Genomic DNA, 19,505 nt, shown 5'->3' on the forward strand with positions numbered 1-19,505 from the left:
TTTCTACTATGATAAAGCTACGTGATTTAGAGTACTTACAAGCCATTGATAAATATAGGCATTTTGGTCAAGCAGCCGAAGCTTGCCATGTTAGCCAGCCCACATTAAGCGGCCAGATGATGAAGCTTGAAGAGCAATTGGGCCTGACACTGGTAGAACGACATAGACGCAACGTTATGTTAACTCCCGAAGGAACTCAGTTGGTGAAGCAGGCCCACCGAGTACTTCAAGAAGCTCGAGAGTTTGAAGATATCGCCAAAGCGCTGACCAATCCATTAGCCGGCGATCTGCATTTAGGGCTGATCCCAACTCTGGCTCCTTATTTGTTACCTTACATCATGCAAGATCTCACCGAGGCTCTGCCAGATATTAACTTCTATCTGCATGAAAACCGTACTCGAGTTTTGTTGAAAGAATTAGATGAAGGCAAACTGGATGTCCTTATTTTGCCCTGGCTTGAAGGGATGGAAGGCTTTGAGCGTTATGATTTGTTTGATGAACCTTTAGTGCTGGCTTTGCCCTCTTCTCATGCATTGGCCGATGATGACGCCATCACCTTAGGAGCCTTAAAAGAACAGCCCGTACTGACATTAGAAGATGGTCATTGCTTGCGGGATCAGGCTCTGGGCTACTGCTTTAGTGCAGGCGCCAAAGAAGATACTCGATTCCAGGCCACCAGCCTTGAAACACTACGCTACATGGTTTCAACGGGTCTGGGCTTAACATTATTGCCCAAACTCGCAGTGGGCAGTGAACAGAGTATTCATTCCATTACTTATCGAAACTTTAGCGATCCTCAACCCAAGCGAGAAATCGCCTTGCTAATTCGTCCTAACTATACACGCATGGAGTGTGTGCGTGCTTTGGTGGCCTCCATTCGAGACTCCATAAAAGCCGTCAAACTTGATTAAGGCAGGCATTCTCTACCAAAAGCAATAGGTCCTAGCCGTCTTTATGGAGTCGAACCGGCTTATTGTTGTCAAAAGTGACAAAATACGTGAACTGTTTGTCTTGCTGAATATCGAACCAGATAGAAAAGTGACTGCCTTCGAAAGAAAAAGGCTTATGTATGCAAACGGAATTGCATAAAAACTCAGTTTCTTCGGGCGTCCAATGACCTTTGGGGTCAAGTTGACTGATAACAAAGTCTTTTGTTTGCTGCCAGATACTCTCCAGCTGCGGCAAAATACTCCGATAGTATTCAATGGCATAAATATCTGGTTGCGAACAGTGATCGTCAAATGACAGTACGACGGATTGGCTTTCTATCTCTGCTACACCGTTCCAAAAACCATCTTGATAATTCAGTTCACCAATTCCGTTAATAAAAATCGATTCCACAACGCGCTTTTGTAAAAACATAAATACCTCTTTCTGCTCACCAGACACCGAGCAGCTTTGTTATTGTTTTGCCAAGAACCTGGATTGCCTTTAGCTCTCTATGCAGTGATAGTCTGTGCCGGACTTTACTACGAGCTGATATCAATTCCGATGGCCGTTTTTTATTGATTGCATACTTATGTGTAACCAACTACCCAATTTAGTTTCAGCGATGCAATCAACTGATTATTTTTGTAAACGGACAAGCAGACTAATTGATGACTCTCTTAATGTAAAAAGATTGTAAAGATTTCCTTTTTCTTTACACACTTTCAAACATTAATGACTCGTTCCTGTTTTTTCTGCGCTAAGAGTAGCTGCGATTATGATAGTTGACAATACGATCTGCGACATATTTACCCTATCGATTATAATTTTTTTGACTCAATTCCGCTTGACCAACATTAACAAGACAAATTTATAAACACCTGCGTTTATGTAGCAATTCGTAACATAAAGTTCTTTATTGTGACGCTCCGTGGCATAATAAAAATATCATCGACTCCTCCAGCTTGAGACACACTCATGAACAACAATGGCTTTCAATTTCAATACGATTCTCGCTTTGTAAACGAGTTACCAGGAGAGAGTATTGACGATAAACGTTCGCGTCAAACACCGGGCAGTTGTTGGAGCCATTGTTCGCCGACCTCAGTATCATCACCTAACACGATCGCCTGGTTTCCTGAGGTTGCCGATCTACTCGGTATCACACCCCAACAAATGGAAAGTCCTTTGTCTGCACAAGTGTTTTCTGGAAATCATCTGGTTGAAGGTATGTATCCTTATGCCGCCTGTTATGGTGGTCATCAGTTTGGTCACTGGGCAGGTCAACTCGGTGATGGACGAGCCATCACCCTCGCAGAAGTTTTGCATAATGAACACCGCTGGGACATTCAACTTAAAGGAGCTGGACGCACTCCCTATTCCCGCTCAGCAGATGGCCGCGCCGTACTCCGTTCGTCTATTAGAGAGTTCTTATGTAGCGAGGCCATGTTTCATTTAGGCATACCGACCACCCGCGCATTAAGTTTGGTAGCGACTGGCGACTCAATCGTAAGAGACATGTTTTATGACGGCCATCCCGAAGCTGAGCCAGGAGCCATCGTTTGTCGTGTCGCTCCCAGTTTTATCCGTTTTGGTAACTTTGAAATTTTAGCAGCGCGTCAGGAACTAGAATTGCTCAACCAATTTATCGACTTTACAATTGATCGTGATTTTCCTCATTTGGTTGGCAAAGACGAACGAAAACGCGCCGACTGGTTTAAAGAGATATGCGAAACGACGGCTCATTTGATGGTTGAGTGGCAACGTGTTGGATTCGTACATGGCGTGATGAATACCGATAATCTGTCCATTCTGGGACTAACCATCGATTATGGCCCTTACGGCTGGCTGGATAACTTTGACCCCAACTGGACACCCAACACAACGGATGCAGAAGGTCGACGTTATGCATTTGCGAATCAACCAAGAATTGCGCGCTGGAATCTGGCTAATCTAGCGAATACCTTAGCCAGTGTAATGTCAGATCATGATGCGTTACGGGCAGGCATTGAACACTACGATGCAACTCTGCAACAAGAGATGTCAAAAATGCAATCCAGAAAGTTTGGCTTTAAAGAAGAACTTATCGATGATAGCTGCATCGAACTTATCAATGATGCTTACAAAACAATGTATCACGCCAACATGGATTTCACTTTATTCTTCCGTCGACTGGCAGAGGTTGATATCGCTCACCCCTCTGTAGAGTGTTTTAACGATGTCTTTTATCATGAGCCGAAAAAACAACACAAAGCGGAATTACAGCAATGGTTAGACGCTTATAGTCAACGTGTTATAAAAGAACACGATCAGCAACGTGTCGATCGCATGAACCAAACTAACCCGATTTTTATTTTAAGAAACTACTTGTCACAACAAGCCATCGATCGCGCCACTGAGGGTGACCACTCTGAGTTACACCAATTGATGGACGCACTGAAAGCTCCCTACACTTTTAACGAACAATACCAAAACTACTATCACAAACGACCACAGTGGGCCGAACACAAAGCAGGTTGCTCAATGCTATCTTGCAGCTCATAGAATCTGTTTTTATTTGTCACCACAGGAGATAACATTCACCAACAGACAATTATCTCCAAAGTTTATAAAAGCCCTAATATAGTCGATCTCTTACGAAATCTTAGGTGATCGACTCTTCAATTTTTTTTCTTCTGAGTTACACTTCTCAACAATGGATTAATACTTTAGGGGCAAGGATCATGTTTGAACGTGGAATATTCCCTGTAATTTATTGTGTTTTAGCCGTGCTACTTTTTGTAACTCAACTCAAAGTTATTGACGCATTTCGAGGTGTCGAAAGCAAACTGGAACAGCAACAGGAATTTATCGAAAATTTGTCATCAACTTCTGATGCGGTACCCGCAACCATTCAAGCATCGGCGAGTACCTTCGACGAACAACGACTTATCGCGTTAATTCGCCAAACTATTGCAGAAAATCTTAACCAGCCATCTTATCAAGCAACCACGACTCAACCTGAGGTGGCAAAAACTTTAGAGCACTACCAAGAGTCCATGGATGTCATTAAATCCATTACTTCAAAAGGACTTTTGCAGCAAGAAGATATTCAAAACATCCACAGCGAGTTGGCTGATATGAGTAAAGAACAGGTAGAACAAACACTTTCTTACTTATTTCAGGCCATCAATCGTGGAGAACTTGAGCTTGCACCAGGTGTCATGTTGTAAGTAAATAGACCGAGCGCAAGGACTGAGCTAACTACCTACGGGCGATTAGCCCATCACACAAACGATCAAGGAGATCACTATGAAACGCATGATGTTACTGGTTGTATTATCTTTAATTAGCTCCATGCTTTATGCTGGATATGCCGCCACCTTTGAAGTCACTATCTCGGGCAACCTGGCTTACGGTAGTTTGCGCGATGTTCGCTACAGTTCAGACTCCACGCAATACATCAGTTGCTACACCCAGCATCCTCTAGGTGGTAGTAGTTATGGCAGCTGTATGGCTAGAAATGCCGCGGGCACTTACAAATCTTGCTTTACCACCGATCCTGGCATGTTAGCCACTATTAGAAGTTTAGGCAGCACCAGTGACTATGTATGGTTTATCGCGAATGCTTCTGGAGGCTGCGAGCGCATCAGTGTGGTATCTGGCTCACACATGCTGTAAGCCCGAACTCAAATACTTTGTACTAAAAAACCATTGTTGCCTAAGCAACAATGGTTTTACCACATCAGGTCATCAGGAATTTGATATTCAGCATAAGGATCATCTTCGTCGGGTGTATCCTGTTCGACCTTGTCATTCAGGACAACCAACACCGATTCGTCAACATTCGCTAATTTTTTGGCGGCTTTATCGGTTAACAAATAATATTTATCGTCTTGCGTACAAATAGCTAAGCGCCCATCAGCCAATGCAATTTGTGTGCGGGTATCAACCGACATTTTTTTAACTTTGCCGTTGTGACTAAAGTTATAGTCGATTTCACCTTTAATGTCTTTTAAGCAATATTGCTCAAGCATCTGCTTTATCTTGGCCACTAATTCGGTTTGGCGCAGCTCTTCTTGCTTTTCTTCATTCAGTTGGCGATCTTTTGCCTTTTTTTCTGCCCGTACTTTTTCTACTTCGGCTTTAACTTCATCTTCACCAGCCTGCCCTTTGCGACGCATCTTCGACTTTTTGCGTTTCTGGGTATTTGCCTGCTTGGCTTTTTGTTTGTCTACCAAACCAGCTTTCAGTAATTGGTCCTGAAGGGAGCTCATTATTTGCACACTCTCTGAGTTAAATCAGCCTAAATTATAATGGATGCTAAACACCATCTCAAAACTTTAGCCGCTACTTAACCATGGTTTGGTAAGCATGGATGGGTCAGAGTGCCAGTTCCAACGATCTGGCAGCCCCGTTTCATCAGACAAAAAACATCCATCTACCTTGTCGTGTCGCACATACTTGGCAAGAAAGAGCACACGATTGCCACGTTCGAGACGCCAGACAGCACCTTCTGGTGCCTCGACAGCTCCATGATGGCCATCGCCTAGCAGCTCCAAAGCCTTTTCGATGCTACAGGGACCACCGTGATGCAAAGTTTTTGGCAAGGAAAACTCTGCATCCTGAGCACGAACTTTCAACTCAGCGTAGGGTATTTTTTGATTATCAGATGTAAAAATATCAAAGGGGACAAAAGGCTCGTGAGCCAATTGATAATGAGTACCATGCACCAGAGCCAGCCACTCACCCACCACTCTTTCGCCAGGCAGCAACAGTTGCTCAAATCGCGCCTTATGTTCATCCATCCAGTCAGCCCATAAACGACGACCAACATTGAGAGACTCCCTTGCATCGGTGCCATCTCGCCCTAAAGCAATCACATCGTTATCGGTACGTAGCGCGCTGACGCAGGAGCCATCGAGTTTTTCTTGTACAATAATGATGTCGTCAGGATGGACTGCGCGTTGGAGCAACATTGAAGCTTTATGATGATCAATATGGCGATCGGCAGGTCCTGTCCGAGAGCTCGGCAAATGAGGGATTGAATGGTACGCCTGTTTTAACCAACGAGTCTTAGAGCGCTTCCAGGTAGACAGTTTGGTTCGTGCCGCATCGGTGTTCATCTCTCTCAATTGACCAAGACGAAAATCAATCACCGCTTTAGACGTTAACAATGAACCATCATCCTCAAGAGACAAAATAGGCAGCAAATGTTCTCGCACGAGATGTATGACTTCTTCCTTAGAGGTCATTGCCAAATATTCATCATCACCTGAATTCTCAACAAACTTGCGCCAGTTACGCCGCGAATGCTTACTCTGTCCAAAGTCACCAAACAACAGACGTTTAACGATGTCGATGGGATCCATACGGCTTGAAAAAGCCAATGTAATGGCATCATGAAATTGCTGTGCATTTATGTTTTGGCTAATAAGAATGCAATAGAGATCCCACAAGGTTTTCGGCTGCCAACCACCGTGAAGATGTTCAAACAATCCGTGGAGCTTCCAGGCGGCGGCAATTTCTGGCACGACCGTTTTTAGTCGAATAGTGCATGCCTCCGGAACCTCCACTCGAGTAAAAAAGTCAACCGCAGGACACAGCAGAGGATCGCCTGTCGCTATATCAACTTGTAGGCAGTGGGTTTGTAAACTCAGAGCAGGCTCTGGCTTGCCTGCTCTCTGCAATGCATAAGGCAATAGATAACGTACGCCCGGTGCAGGAGAGTCAACCCAGATTGGCTCAACGGATATCTGCTCAGCCATAAACTGAATAACATTTTGATGTTTATTCATCCGTTGGATAATCTCGCCCAACTGTCGCGTTAGCTTCGGCGTATCCAGTGTCTCGATCAATAAGTCGGCATCATTGCATCGTCGTGGGATCGGTGCGATCCAACGTTGAGTGACAAAGCTGCCGCGAACAATACTTTGTTGTCCTAACTCGTGGCAGCTTAAACCATAATAAAAGAGCTCAATCGCCAATGATTGAAGTGATGATTCACTTAACGTCATTTATTCCATCCAACCATCATCAAGCTCTTGCTTACTGTCATAGATATTAAACTCCTGAATGGACTTGATGACCTTAACCTCCAATTCTTTAAGCCTTTGCAACAACAAATCCAGGCGTGTTGTTGCTGTTAATTTGCCAACCCCGTACAAACGCTGAGTCAAGAAGTACTCACTATGTTCATTTAGCTTGCGAAAGGCATTATAAGAAACATGCACGTCCAATGCTTTCATAGATTGGCGCAAGTCTGACAATGGATAGCTATCGGGTAAGGCAACCTTGATGTGATGCTCAAAGTAACAGCTGTCAGACAAACCACTGGCGTCACTGTCTTGTTGAGGAATATTGAGGTTATTCACGCCCGCTTCAACTTTCACACGAATCAGTGCAAAGCCAGCCTGCTGCATCGCTTTTGCGGTTTTAGTAATTTCTTCAAAGGCTTCATCAGGCGTACAACGAATGACTCTGCCAGCCATTGGCTGATGAGGCGTCTTGCCACCATCGAGATAAATAACAATGGCCTTTATATTATGTTGCTCGCAAAACTGTTCAAATTCGTGCAGAGGCTGTTTTTCACTGATCTTAACCGTAAGATGATACTCGTACCCACCAGGATAATGTTTGAGTGCTTGATAAAGGCCAGTATCTTTATAATTCATTAGTAACATCACTCTATCGGATCAATGTCCGTACTCAATTCTTCTTCTCTACTCTTCTTAAATCCATCGCCAATATGGCCACCCAATATCCGTTATCCCTGTGACCGTCATAGAATGTTAACATTTATCGAAAAAAGTTCACATATCCACAAATTCTGTGGATAACACTGTCAATTAATCGCTAGAGATCACTGAACATAACGCTTATGTTAGATATGCTGCAAAAGTGTTCAACGAATAAAGCCTGATTTTTTTTTAAGCGTCTACGATGATTAATCAACCAATAAAAGCAAGCTACAAAAAGTTATTCACAGTATTTTTTCTTAGTCATTGTTTTTTATTCAAAGGGCTGTTTTTTCTTTGAACATTATTTTATATATCCAAGATTTCTGTGGATAACACTGTCAATGAATGCCTAAAGATCAGTGTTGGCGGTGCCTCTGCCACTTTGATCTAAATTTGATCATCTAGGTTTAATATTAAGGTGATAGCTCTCTTAGATCTGCGTTCTTACGTGTCTGGCACCTCGACCTGGATGCCAACCTAGATCATAAAAACAGATTCATAAACGGAAGCGGATAGGCCATGAACATTATGAGAAAGAGAAACATTTCATTCATCATTAGCCTGGTTCGCTCTTCTAAACCATAGCGACGAAAGAAAAGTAATGGTAATTGCAAAGACACCATCCGCAATGCCTTCAACTCAGGAAATACCGCCACCCGCCAACGAAAATCAGGGTCTAGTGGCAAATGAGGCTTCTTTTGCCCCAACTCATGTAGTGTATTCTACAAACTCAAGAATATAATATTTTGGCGACAGGCTCTTATTTTACCCTTAACAACCTAACTCACTGACTTCCCAGTAACCTGTCTTGCATTGGTCTTTCACCAGCTCATCACGACGCTCGTTCAACTCTTCACAAAAACGACTGCGACCATCCCGTCCACCCGCTTCGATGATTCTATGTAATTCACTGATGCGTCCCACCAACCACTGGCATTCGTCATTCGACGAAATAATGCTATGAAATGCTTCCTCTTCAAGCTCCTCGGATAAGTAAACCGACTCTCCACCGCCTTCCCGGCTTATGCTGGCTTTTTTGCCATCTGACGAATAATAAGCGGGAAGCTCATTGTTCGACTTAACAGTGCTGGACTCACTAGTACCGTTACGCTCAGCATCTCGTTGTTGAGCATGAGATAACAGACTTTGATCCGGTGCCACCAATTTAGGGCGCAAGCGTTGACTTTGTGATGGCTTGTTGATCGTAGGGTATCTATCGTCAATGTCAGGTTTTGGTTCTACAGAAGGCTCAATAGAACTCAGTTCATTCAATATTGAAGAATCAGATACTTTGCTGGGCTCGACAGCAGCAAGCATCGGAGCTGCAGCCATGGGTTGTTGTATCACTTCCTTTTGACTCATTCCGTTGGCTTGTGCGATCCGCTGTTCATGTGCTTGTTTATCCTGCTCAAAATTGCGTCCAAAATACCATCCGGTATAGCCCGACACACCCGCCAGAATCACAGCACAAATCAACACATCAATTAAGCGCATAATAGTTACACAGACTCCATTACAACAATGCTCAGTTCATGCGGCTTACCGCTCGACAATTCAATGTTGTGTTTCCCACAGACAATATTAGGACAACAAACAAGAATTGCACTTTTAATTAAACACCTAATGATCACATTAGATTGGATTTTGGCTTCACCATGCCTGAAAGACGCTGATTATACCTCTTTTCAGCAAGGATTTATCACCTCAAGACTGTATATTGGATAACAAAAATACAATGCTATAAGAAACTAAAATGAACAAAATGTATAGAGTTCATCTCAAAAAAGTAGGGCTTTAGTAAAAATTATGTTGGGTAAATTGGCAAAAGCAATCGTTTCATTGCAATCTATGATAGAAAGTATCTTTTACAGCACAAAACACCCCTGTTACGCAATCGGTCTTTGGTAGAATAAAAGCTCAAAAACTTTTTACCTATTGTTGAATATTGGTTACCAAAAAACGACTTCCTTTAATAATGGAGAGTCGCGTCCCTGCTCCTCTATACAACTGTGATAATGCGTCAGCTGACGCATAGCAACATTTATGACCTTTTTATCCAGGCTCGTTTGCATCCTTTATGTGATGGCAGAAACTCATCCACATATATCTCTATAACCAATCACATGACGAGCATTTAATGCGCTGGATAGTCATAACATTTAGGGGCTTCTCGACATCGCAAGATCCTCTCAACTGGAGGGTCAATAGGTTTCACCTCTGTTTGATGAGGTTTTTCTGGCTCTGCAGAAGCACCAACAATAAACAACAAATTAATCAGCCAAGTTACCGACCACATAGGCTTGTCTCCCTTTTTCCAAAAGTAAAATTCGAAATTCAGCGAGACGTCTCAATTTGAGAAACTAGAAGAAAATGGCCGTGAATGCTGTGGCAATCACGTACCATTGTTGTGAATTGGCCTACTTTTTATCCAATATTCACTTTAATTGGATAATTTCTGTGTCACCATCATGTTTCTTTACGGTTATGACAGATTCGGCAGATTGCGGCATGGTGATCATGTTGCCAGGAAAGTCCTTATTCAATTGCTGTACCGTGGTGGTATCAAGAGGCAAAAAATTAAACTGCCACCCGGTCTCATCTTCGTTAACAAAATACAATCCTTGATCCGTTAACGACCAATGATACGAATAGGTCAATGGGCTGGAGGTTTTGATAAAACTCTCCTTACCAGATGCTTTATCAACAACCCAAAAACCACTTTCATCTATTCTTGAAATATAAATACGGTCCGAATGGAAAGCTTCCAGAGCAATAAAAGCATCTGGCTTTATTTCGATGGACTCAACTCCTCCGGTTTGTGTATCTAACTCAAACTGTTGCCAAAGCCCAGCACTCTTACGAACCACAAAAGCCCGTTCGTTATTTGAGCGCCAACTAAAATTATCAAAATAGCCCTTAGACTGCTCGCTCCAGGTCATTGTTTGACGAACCAGATCATAGATAAACCACTGGCCTGCAGCAGTCCCTCCCAACTTATTGCCCTGTGGATTAAAACTCAATGAAGTAAAGCGAATGTTAGTTTTGAGTTCAGTTAACTGCCGTGGTAGCCTTTGGTCGTTCGAATACCACAACTGATAATCGCCCGTTCGATTCGATATCCAGGCCAATTGTTCTCCATCAGTTGATATGGCGGGCAAGTAATCAAAGTAAGAAGAACTGGCCAGAGTCTCTAACTCATTCCCCAGAAGGTCCGTTCGGATAATGTCACTGGATATTAGCGATCCTTTAATAGCCGCAACACTTAATGCTTTATCATCCAGCAACACTGGCGCTCTAACTTGCACCATGGAGCGCGTTAATAATGACCTCTTCTCTGCTGCTATATCAAAACTGACAATCTGATTGGATTGGTCACGGTACACCAAGTGCGTATCTTCAGAACTCCAACTAATGGTATACAGAGGCACATCGACACTATCGATTAAACGACTTTCCCAGGTTTCGGTTTGATAAAGCCATATTTCAGTCCCCAGCATATTCTTACTTCTTAGAACAGCCAGATAATCTCCCGAGTGCGACAAACGAATATAATAATCGCCTTGCCCATTCGGTGGCGGCGACGTCACCTGCCAACCATCGCTACGTCCAATAGAATATGAAAACACTCGAAAAGGAACTTCTAAAGAGCTCGACTCTACATAATAAAATCCCTGATTATCCGGCCATAGCTCGACCTGTGAGCTTAAGGAATCGGCAACACAAGATTTAACGCTGCGAATATTATCTAACTGACGTTTTTTGCTATTAAAATCAGCCAGCATAAACTGACAACTATTTTCTGAAAAACGGGTAAATGCCAGCAGCTGATTGTCACTCGACCATTTTGCAAACTTATCATCAAAACTCCCTTGAGTGAGCGGGATGAGATCATTTTGATTGATGTCTTTTAAATACAACTGCCAGTACTGCTCACCTTCAGGCTTATGACTAAAGGCTAACCATTTTTCGTTGGGGGATACATCCGGGTAAAATTCAAGACCACGTAAATGCGTCAATGGTTGATTAGAAGATTGGTGTTCGATCAGGTTAGCGGCTTCTTTACCAAACAGCCCCCAAAAAGATAGCAGCGCCATTCCTACGGCCGAAGGTACCAACCAAAAAAACAAACGCCTTTTAGGCTGTTCTGTTTCATGTTCTGGCTCAGGTTTAACGTAAGGAGCAACTTGCGCAATCAAACGATAACCGACTGTGGGTCGATTCTCGATATAAGTTTTTTGGCGCTCTGTATCACCAAATGCCTTGCGTAGTGCCAAAATATGCTTGCGAACGATGGACTCTTCTTTAAATTGATCTTTATATAGGTAGTCTTCTATCGCCTTGGTAGAAATAAACTCACCTTTGTTTTCGATCAACAGCATTAATAATTGCAGTGGTCTTGAACCAATATCACTTTGCTCTCCGTCTTCTTTAATCACCAACTGGCGTTTAAAATCAACAATAAACTGTCCGACAATCCAGGTGTCCTGTCCACTATCCGGTGGCTCATGACTCATAACTCATCCTCCAGGCGGTACATCAACCGGCACAATCTCATAACTCAATAACAAAACATCCGATTCCTTCTTCTAAAAACGTGATGCAAGTGCTTATTGTCAACCATTTAAAAACAAAAAAAACGAGCAATAATCACGCGTAGGTCGATGGACGGCGAATTTCACTTATTATCAACATTTCCCTGATAATATCAAATACTTAGCCATAGCTGTTTCAGGTGAAGTGGCGCGCACAACTGCCGCACATCTCAATTAAAAATACCCAAAGAGTAATAGAGACGCTTTCGCAATATCTCAATTAGCAAGAGTAGCAAAAACTGCTACACAAAATATTTTTTCTTTTTTACAAAACCTTTTTTCAATATCCATCGTCTTATAGAACATTACAAACCGAGTTATGGAGCAACATCATGACACCACAAAAATCTAAACCGCTTTTGGCTGTCATAGGAGTAACCTTCGCCTTTTTATTGCTGACAACAGTACACTCCTTTGCAGGCAGCCAAAGTATCGACAATATCCATCTTAGTGGCGACAAGTTAACGATCATCAAAACTGACAATAAAGACATGATGTTTGTGATTAATGGTCGACACATAGAGTGGTCACAACTGACCAAAGAGCAACAAAAGCAAGTCAGGCAACTGCACAACACCATGCGCGAAACGGAAGAAAAGCTGGATAAACTGGACGATCAACTCGACCTCAACGACACACGCGATGAATATCAAGACAAAATAGAAGACATCAATGACCAGATATCCGATATCAATGATGATATGAATGATCTTGCGACAGAAATCCACGATGCAGCCATGGAGCTGGAGTATGAGTTGCAAAAGGTACTTAAATCATCGTCAGATAATGAGCAATGGCACCAAATGATGAATGCTCACGAAAGACTGGTGAGAAGCCACGAGCAAAAAATCCAACGCTATGAAGCAAAGCTCAGAAATCAAGAAAGCAAACTGCGCCACAAAGAACAACAGTTGCGGCAAGAAGAAGAACATGTGCGCCAATACGAAGCACAGCTGCGAATAAAAGAACAGGAAATGGAAAAGCAGGAGGCTATTGTGATGGATAAGATGGATGATAGCATCAAGCAACTGATAAGCATTTTAAAAAGCGTTGAATAACAAGAACTTCACCTATTAATACATTGGATAGCACCCATGTTTTTTAAAATGGCATGGGTCTTATCTGCCCACCAAAAAAGCTATTTTCAATAGAGTCGTTCAATTCCGAAGAGAACAGACAAAATTTTTTTGATCTTCAATGCAATCAAATGACAATGCCAGTCGTTGTATGGATAACAGAGACAATACCTTTCATAAACAGGAGATAATAATGAAAGCATCCGTACTTACCACACTGGCTGGCGTCGCAGCTCTAACGGGTTCAGTTAGCGTACAAGCCGTTCCCGATCAACCTACTCACTGGGAAAAATGCGCAGGCATTGCCAAAGCAGGACAAAATGACTGCGGTGCCCTTGATGGCACTCATAACTGTGCAGGCCAAGCCACCCGCGACAATGATGACAACGAATGGGTCTATGTACCTAAAGGCACCTGTAAAAAAATTACCGGTGGCAAGGTTGCCAAAATCAAACCCGCCAAAAAATCTTAGTCGTCCGTGTTGTTTCATGACCTCCCCGGCGTTGGGGTGAGCTTAAAAGAAGCTCACCTCGATGCTATTGTAAAGCAGCAGCATCCCGTTCAATGGTTTGAGCTAATGGTTGATAACTGGATGGCTCAAGGTGGTTTTGTAAAAGCAGCCTTAAGTGGTATCAGCCAAACCTACCCAGTCACATTACATGGTGTTGGCCTTTCTCTAGGCTCTATCGATCCTTTAAATATCAACTATCTTAAGCAGGTTAAATCTTTAATTAAGCTCACTGGTGCCCGCTGGTATTCTGAGCATTGCAGTTTTTCTTCATTTCATGAACAACGTGTGCCTGATTTGTTGCCACTGCCCTACACCCAAGAAGCTCTCAATCATATCAGCAGTCGAATCCACTATGTACAAGATTATTTACGTCAACCTTTGCTTATAGAAAATGTTTCTTCTTATATCGTCTGCGATCATAACGAAATGGATGAAGCCGACTTCCTTGCCGAGCTAACACGCAAAACAGATTGCTATCTACTTCTTGATATCAATAATGTTTATGTATCAGCCAGCAACCATCAATTTTGCGCTCGTGACTATATCAACAGACTACCGGTTGATCGTATTCGCCAGTTGCACCTGGCAGGCTATCATCAACAAGGAGACTGGCTCATTGACTCCCATAGTGCAGAACCCTCTAAGGCCGTATGGCAACTTTACGAGTATTTTTTAGCTCAACACAGCACCGATGTTGCCACCTTGATTGAGTGGGATAATCGAGTGCCCGATTTTGATGAACTTGTTGCCGTTCAGCAGCGAGCAACGCGCATTCAACAGCAAGCAAAAGCAGCCAAAGACATTGGACTCGAGGTAGTAGCGTGAATTTATACCAGTGGCAGTCTCATTGCTTTCAGCAACTGCAAACACCGACTTCGTCTTCAGAAGCCTGGAACATATATCGCCAAAATGCTCAGGGAGGTTTGAGCCAGTGGCTTGAGAAACGTTACCCTCGCGTATTAACATTAGTAGGAGATGAATGCTTTCATCAATTGGCAACCACTTTTTGTCAAAGTAATCTACCGAACTCGAGTCAGGTAGAAGATTATGGTCAGGCATTTCCTCTTTTTCTGGCAAGCTTGTCAGAAACAAACGCCAATTTATCAGAGCTTCCTTATCTAGCAGAGGTAGCGCAACTCGATAATGTTTGTTACCAGAGTTATTATGCCACCAATCGCACTCCCTGGCCGCAGCAACACTTTTTGGCATTAACGCCAGAAGCTCAAGCTAACTGTCGATTCTTTTTAGCTCAAGATGTTTATTTACTTCAATCTGAGTGGGATTTACTATTATTAACTCAAGACAATAACACCACTCTGACACTCAATGAAATAATGCAAACGCATCAATATGTTGTTTCTCGCTCCTCACTAACGGTTAATATTCAAGAAGTTGAGCCGCAGGACTTTGCTTTACTTAATCACATAGTTCAAGGCCGCACACTTAACGAGATTGCCGAGCATTCTTCTGCTCTTCTGCCCCGCTTCACACATTTGCTCAATATTGGCTGGATAAGCCATTTTCGAGAGCAAGGGCTATGTGACTCATGAACCAAGAGCAACTGAATCAACTCTATCGTTATGGACTATCGCTCACTCAAAACGACAGTGATGCCTTTGATCTGGTTCAATCGGCAGTCGAGAAGTGCTTGCGAAAAACGCCGCCGAAGCTAGCAGTACCTTATGTAAGAGCCACCATGCGCAATCACTTTATCGACCTCTGTCGTCGACATAAAATTATCGCATTTGAATCTTATGAAGATACATCAACCCTATTGATTCATCCCGAAGAATTAGAAAGTATCATTATTGATCAACAACGATTAAGTCAATTAATGGATCAACTGAATACCAGCGAACGAGAAGTTCTGTTTTTATGGGCAGTGGAAGAATATACTGCTCAGGAAATCAGCGACGAACTTAATGTACCCCGCAATACGATTCTGTCTCGTCTGCATCGAGTGAAACAAAAACTAAAGAAGATGGACAGCACCTCTGTAACGGGAGGGAAAGCACTATGAAAAAATCCCTAAAAGAACAGACACAAGAGTATTATCAAAAGCATGAGTTGAGTCAGGCGCAGCTGTCACAGCTATCAAACTTACTCTCTGAAGATACTCAGGAGTCTACCAAACCATCTTACTCTAGCTGGAAATTTGGCAGCCTGGCGGCTGCAATTGTTTTATTTGCATCAAGTATTTTTTATTACCCTCAATACCAACAAGAACAACTGATGCAATCCATTGCGCAAGAAGTTGCAAAGAATCACTTAAAAATGAAACCACTGGATGTAAGAACTTCTGAGCTATCGGCGATCCAGAGCCGACTTGATAAGTTAGACTTTTCACCCTTGGCTTCTAATCACTTTGCATTCTCACAACAAAACCTTCTTGGTGCGCGTTATTGCTCCATTCAAAGTATCACCGCGGCACAGTTGCGTTTTAGAAGTACTGATACAGGCTTCAAGACTCTGTATCAAGTCCCTTATGATGCAAAGAAGTTTGGCGACATACCAGACACTGATAAAGGAGAACAACCTCTTCAACGTTACGAAAAAGGGCTACAGGTAAATATCTGGAAAGAGAAAGGATTGCTGATGGTTTCGACCCAGCCAGCTCAACAGTAAGAAATAAAAAAGCAGCATGAAATGCGCCTCTCTATAATCAGTTAGTAAGGTTAAAGAGAGGCCAATGAAATCCAACTAGCCTTCGTTTAAACCAAAAGCATAGCTGAATGATAACGGATTGAAGTATTCTCGAAAAAGCTTAATCTTGCCATTTTCAACATGAAAAAGACCGCCATAGTGTTGCTTGTACTTCTTGCCAGTCGGAATGATATCAACGTCGCCCGCAAACTCAACAAATATCATTTCTGGATTTTGCATCGGATAAAACACCAGCTTAGTCGTAAAGTCTGCTTCGCCGCTGTTCTTTGGCCAGTCTTTATAGTGCTTTATTAAGTTCGCTTTACCGACAACGCGCTTAGGGAATCCCTTTGGAGAATAAGGCATCTCTTGGATGGCATCTTCGGCCCAAACCTTAGCAAATCTATTCATGTCTTTATTTTCTAGCGAGTGAAGAAAATCAAGAACAGCCTGACGGGTCTTTTGGCGAACAATATAACCCGAAGGCTTGTTTTTTAAGTTTTCTAGCGCAGAAGCAAAAACCTCTCGAGTTCCTTTTTCTGACAGCAAACTAAACTTATGAGCGTTAATTTGCCACACGCCATTGTGCTTATGTAATTGATAGCGGTAGCTGCCTTGCACCTGCCAATATAAATCTGCAACCCAATGCTCAGCGACAACATCTGCGGAGGCCATAGCCGTTTTACCATTGTGGCTGACTTTAATGTTACTTACTTGATGATGAGTGCGGTCGAAACCAGGCAGTATGCTGGCCCATTCGGTCATGATTGCCTGTGGACTTTTTAGTTCAACTTCACCACCTGACAACGAAGAATAATCTAATTCAACTTCTGGAGCATAGAGTTTTTCTAACTCACTAAAGTCTCCAGTATCCGCCAGAAGTCCAACACTCTGGACTATAGTTTTAATGGCTGCATCGTCTTTAGCATTGGCATAAACATTCAATGAGCTTGAAGCAATTATCGTCATAATCATATACCCTACGTAATTCATTAGTTTCATCAGTTCCCCCGCTACAGATTAATAGAGAAATGCTTTGCCACTTCATCAGAAGCAATTTTCATAGGCTTTGCACCATCATAAAAGTCAAACTGAGTGATGCCTTCTAGCCAGATACTTTTTGCACGATTACCAGCCTGTTTGATGTACTTTTTGACACCTTGAGGAATCGCTGCGGCTTCTGAGTGAATCAGTAATGTTGGTTTTTCGAGTAGTGCTGCTGTTTTGATAGCATCATAGGTCAGCCAAGGCTCCCAGGTCATCACATTGAATTGATTGTCGTAGCTTGAAATCGCTCCCCGCTTTGTATCCGTATAGTAGCCCTCTCCTTGCATAACAGCACTCTTATCATCAATACTGGCCGCAGGAACGATGGTTGATTGTCCAGTTTTCTGGTATTGCGATTTAGCGGCTCGACTCGCTGCCAACAAAGGCTTAACATGCTCCCCATAAACCTGCGCAACAATTTCAGCATCGTGATACCAAGGTGCTACCACAGCAACCGCCTTAATCACTTTGCTTTGTAGTGCAGCGTCCGTTGCGTAGCCAGCCGAAGCACAGATACCTAACGCCCCCACTTTTACTGGATTAACCTCGGGACGCTGTGCGAGAAAATCAGCCGCCGCCACAATATCTTTCGTTTTTTCAGTCGGATTTTCGACAAACTTAATATCACCGCCAGAAGCGCCCCAGCCTCTAAAATCAAAGGCTAACGCAGCATAACCTCTGTCGGCGAGCTCTTGAGCATAACCTCCAGCCATTTGTTCTTTAACACTCGTCCAGGATCCCGTCACAATAACCGCAGGCAGCTTCTGTCCATCTTTATAAGTATCAGGAAGATAAAGATCTCCCGCGAGAGTTTGCCCATTGCTTTTAAAAGAGACTGACTTTTTTACGGCACCATCGGCAAAAGGAGTCATCAGTCCAAAAGCGCTAATAAGGGCAATAGAGGTTACAAGTTTCTTCATAACGATTCTCCAGAGGTTTCTTGCTACACATAATGATTCAGTTGATGTGTAAACTGTAACCTGGCTGAGCTCGTTACTCTTGAATCTGGCTGATTAGTTTTTGAAGATTTCTGCTATTGTTGTTGGCGAAATGCCTTAGGAGTTTGGCCGATGAACTGCTTAAATACACGAGAAAAATGTGCTTGATCAGAAAACCCACATCGAATTGCGATATCGATCATGGGATAATCCAGTTCCATGAGCAATTCTTTGGCTCTTTCCACCCGATAACTCATAACAAACTGATGTGGAGTACTGCCTATGGTTTGCTTAAACAGGCGAGAAAAATGAGCATTACTTAAACCAGCTTCTGTCGCCAAATGATCAATAGGAATTTCGTGCCCAAAATTCTTTTTGACATAGTCGAGCACTCGCTTGTAGTGGCGAGAAGTAAAGCTCTTATTAAAATCAAAGTCAGACTCTGGTTCAGCTCCATACTTGTGGATCAACTTCGTTAAAAAGACGCGGGCAAAACTCTCGAACATCACATCAGAGCCGACTTCACTCTTTAAAGCATTCATCAGCATAGTAGCGGCTTCGGTAATGTCTTCGTCAACAAATATCGGAATGTCTTTGAGTTGCTTTTCGCCCAGTAATATTCCCAATTCTCGTTGCGCAAACTTCTCCAATTTATCCGGCTCTAAGGTAATCACAATAACTTTGGATTTCGCATGCCAACGCCAGCCCGAACGAATACCTGCAGGCGTTACAACAATTTCATTTTTATGATAGACAAACTCTCGATGCTCTTTGTCACGCCAATTTTCGACGCGATGAGGTTCTTCCTTTAAGTTAATCAAAATATGGTGCTGTTCGAATACTTCGTGAGGCATTTCTCCTGGTTCTGCCTCAAAAAACTCGAGCGACAATAACTCCATTGCCGAAGGCTTATTTAAGTCGGAGCTCTTAATCAGAGGGCTTTCTGGGTACACATCTTGGTAACGCGAAGGCATCTTATGGCTTTCAGCCTTGAACATAGATAATTGCTACAGTTATAACGCATAATAAAGACAGAAACAATATTAGAGCCC

The 19,505-nt window shown here is 42.9% G+C and carries 20 protein-coding genes; 10 read left to right on the forward strand and 10 right to left on the reverse strand.

Annotated elements, in window-relative coordinates; all coding sequences use genetic code 11:
• The first annotated feature begins 8 nt into the window (after positions 1-8).
• A complete protein-coding gene (gene oxyR, locus NH399_RS02595; protein WP_253036858.1) occupies positions 9-911 on the forward strand; it encodes a DNA-binding transcriptional regulator OxyR in 903 nt (300 codons plus the stop codon).
• A gap of 31 nt (positions 912-942) precedes the next feature.
• Here the strand turns inward: oxyR and NH399_RS02600 are convergent, their stop codons facing one another.
• Positions 943-1,362: a hypothetical protein gene (locus NH399_RS02600; protein ID WP_253036859.1), complete on the reverse strand. Its 420-nt coding sequence runs from the start codon at positions 1,360-1,362 to the stop codon at positions 943-945.
• A gap of 543 nt (positions 1,363-1,905) precedes the next feature.
• On the opposite strand from NH399_RS02600, the gene NH399_RS02605 reads away from it, so the two are divergent.
• The 3 genes from NH399_RS02605 to NH399_RS02615 all read left to right on the forward strand — a co-directional run bounded on the left by NH399_RS02605 (position 1,906) and on the right by NH399_RS02615 (position 4,587).
• On the forward strand, positions 1,906-3,471 hold the full coding sequence (locus NH399_RS02605) for a YdiU family protein (protein ID WP_253036860.1): 1,566 nt from the start codon (positions 1,906-1,908) through the stop codon (positions 3,469-3,471).
• 179 nt (positions 3,472-3,650) lie between these two features.
• The gene (locus NH399_RS02610; RefSeq protein ID WP_253036861.1) at positions 3,651-4,139 is read left to right on the forward strand and encodes a hypothetical protein; all 489 of its coding nucleotides are present in this window, start codon (positions 3,651-3,653) and stop codon (positions 4,137-4,139) included.
• Between the two features lie 79 nt (positions 4,140-4,218).
• On the forward strand, positions 4,219-4,587 hold the full coding sequence (locus tag NH399_RS02615; protein WP_253036862.1) for a hypothetical protein: 369 nt from the start codon (positions 4,219-4,221) through the stop codon (positions 4,585-4,587).
• A 56-nt stretch (positions 4,588-4,643) separates the two neighbouring features.
• Here NH399_RS02615 and NH399_RS02620 read toward each other — a convergent pair whose 3' ends face one another.
• The 6 genes from NH399_RS02620 to NH399_RS02645 form a co-directional block, all read right to left on the reverse strand.
• On the reverse strand, positions 4,644-5,183 hold the full coding sequence (locus NH399_RS02620; RefSeq protein WP_253036863.1) for a DUF2058 domain-containing protein: 540 nt from the start codon (positions 5,181-5,183) through the stop codon (positions 4,644-4,646).
• A 66-nt stretch (positions 5,184-5,249) separates the two neighbouring features.
• Positions 5,250-6,923 (reverse strand): nucleotidyl transferase AbiEii/AbiGii toxin family protein, encoded by a 1,674-nt coding sequence (locus tag NH399_RS02625; protein ID WP_253036864.1) that lies wholly within the window; start codon positions 6,921-6,923, stop codon positions 5,250-5,252.
• Complete coding sequence (locus tag NH399_RS02630; RefSeq protein ID WP_253036865.1) at positions 6,924-7,580, reverse strand: hypothetical protein; 657 nt, start codon at positions 7,578-7,580, stop codon at positions 6,924-6,926.
• 837 nt (positions 7,581-8,417) lie between these two features.
• Positions 8,418-9,140 (reverse strand): hypothetical protein, encoded by a 723-nt coding sequence (locus tag NH399_RS02635; protein WP_253036866.1) that lies wholly within the window; start codon positions 9,138-9,140, stop codon positions 8,418-8,420.
• 640 nt (positions 9,141-9,780) lie between these two features.
• Positions 9,781-9,942, reverse strand: coding sequence for a hypothetical protein (locus NH399_RS02640; protein WP_253036867.1), 162 nt, complete (start codon positions 9,940-9,942; stop codon positions 9,781-9,783).
• 139 nt (positions 9,943-10,081) lie between these two features.
• A complete protein-coding gene (locus tag NH399_RS02645) occupies positions 10,082-12,160 on the reverse strand; it encodes a winged helix-turn-helix domain-containing protein (RefSeq protein WP_253036868.1) in 2,079 nt (692 codons plus the stop codon).
• A 410-nt stretch (positions 12,161-12,570) separates the two neighbouring features.
• On the opposite strand from NH399_RS02645, the gene NH399_RS02650 reads away from it, so the two are divergent.
• The 6 genes from NH399_RS02650 (at position 12,571) to NH399_RS02675 (ending at position 16,450) form a co-directional block, all read left to right on the forward strand.
• Entirely contained in the window at positions 12,571-13,296 is a 726-nt protein-coding gene (locus NH399_RS02650; RefSeq protein WP_253036869.1) for a hypothetical protein, read from the forward strand.
• A gap of 211 nt (positions 13,297-13,507) precedes the next feature.
• Complete coding sequence (locus tag NH399_RS02655; protein WP_253036870.1) at positions 13,508-13,786, forward strand: DUF2282 domain-containing protein; 279 nt, start codon at positions 13,508-13,510, stop codon at positions 13,784-13,786.
• A gap of 36 nt (positions 13,787-13,822) precedes the next feature.
• The gene (locus NH399_RS02660) at positions 13,823-14,650 is read left to right on the forward strand and encodes a DUF692 family multinuclear iron-containing protein (RefSeq protein ID WP_253036871.1); all 828 of its coding nucleotides are present in this window, start codon (positions 13,823-13,825) and stop codon (positions 14,648-14,650) included.
• A complete protein-coding gene (locus tag NH399_RS02665) occupies positions 14,647-15,375 on the forward strand; it encodes a putative DNA-binding domain-containing protein (protein WP_253036872.1) in 729 nt (242 codons plus the stop codon). Before NH399_RS02660 ends, NH399_RS02665 begins: the two co-directional genes overlap by 4 nt.
• On the forward strand, positions 15,372-15,845 hold the full coding sequence (locus NH399_RS02670) for a sigma-70 family RNA polymerase sigma factor (protein WP_253036873.1): 474 nt from the start codon (positions 15,372-15,374) through the stop codon (positions 15,843-15,845). Before NH399_RS02665 ends, NH399_RS02670 begins: the two co-directional genes overlap by 4 nt.
• The gene (locus NH399_RS02675) at positions 15,842-16,450 is read left to right on the forward strand and encodes a hypothetical protein (protein ID WP_253036874.1); all 609 of its coding nucleotides are present in this window, start codon (positions 15,842-15,844) and stop codon (positions 16,448-16,450) included. Before NH399_RS02670 ends, NH399_RS02675 begins: the two co-directional genes overlap by 4 nt.
• A 75-nt stretch (positions 16,451-16,525) precedes the next feature.
• Here the strand turns inward: NH399_RS02675 and NH399_RS02680 are convergent, their stop codons facing one another.
• From NH399_RS02680 to NH399_RS02690, 3 genes are all read right to left on the reverse strand, one after another.
• Positions 16,526-17,470, reverse strand: coding sequence for a nuclear transport factor 2 family protein (locus tag NH399_RS02680; RefSeq protein ID WP_253036875.1), 945 nt, complete (start codon positions 17,468-17,470; stop codon positions 16,526-16,528).
• Between the two features lie 11 nt (positions 17,471-17,481).
• A complete protein-coding gene (locus NH399_RS02685; RefSeq protein WP_253036876.1) occupies positions 17,482-18,435 on the reverse strand; it encodes an alpha/beta hydrolase in 954 nt (317 codons plus the stop codon).
• A gap of 113 nt (positions 18,436-18,548) precedes the next feature.
• The gene (locus tag NH399_RS02690; RefSeq protein WP_253036877.1) at positions 18,549-19,451 is read right to left on the reverse strand and encodes a helix-turn-helix domain-containing protein; all 903 of its coding nucleotides are present in this window, start codon (positions 19,449-19,451) and stop codon (positions 18,549-18,551) included.
• Between the last annotated feature and the right edge of the window lie 54 nt (positions 19,452-19,505).

The sequence above is a fragment of the Pleionea sp. CnH1-48 genome, assembly GCF_024124665.1.
In the GTDB taxonomy this organism is placed as follows: Bacteria; Pseudomonadota; Gammaproteobacteria; order Enterobacterales; family Kangiellaceae; genus JAMXSB01.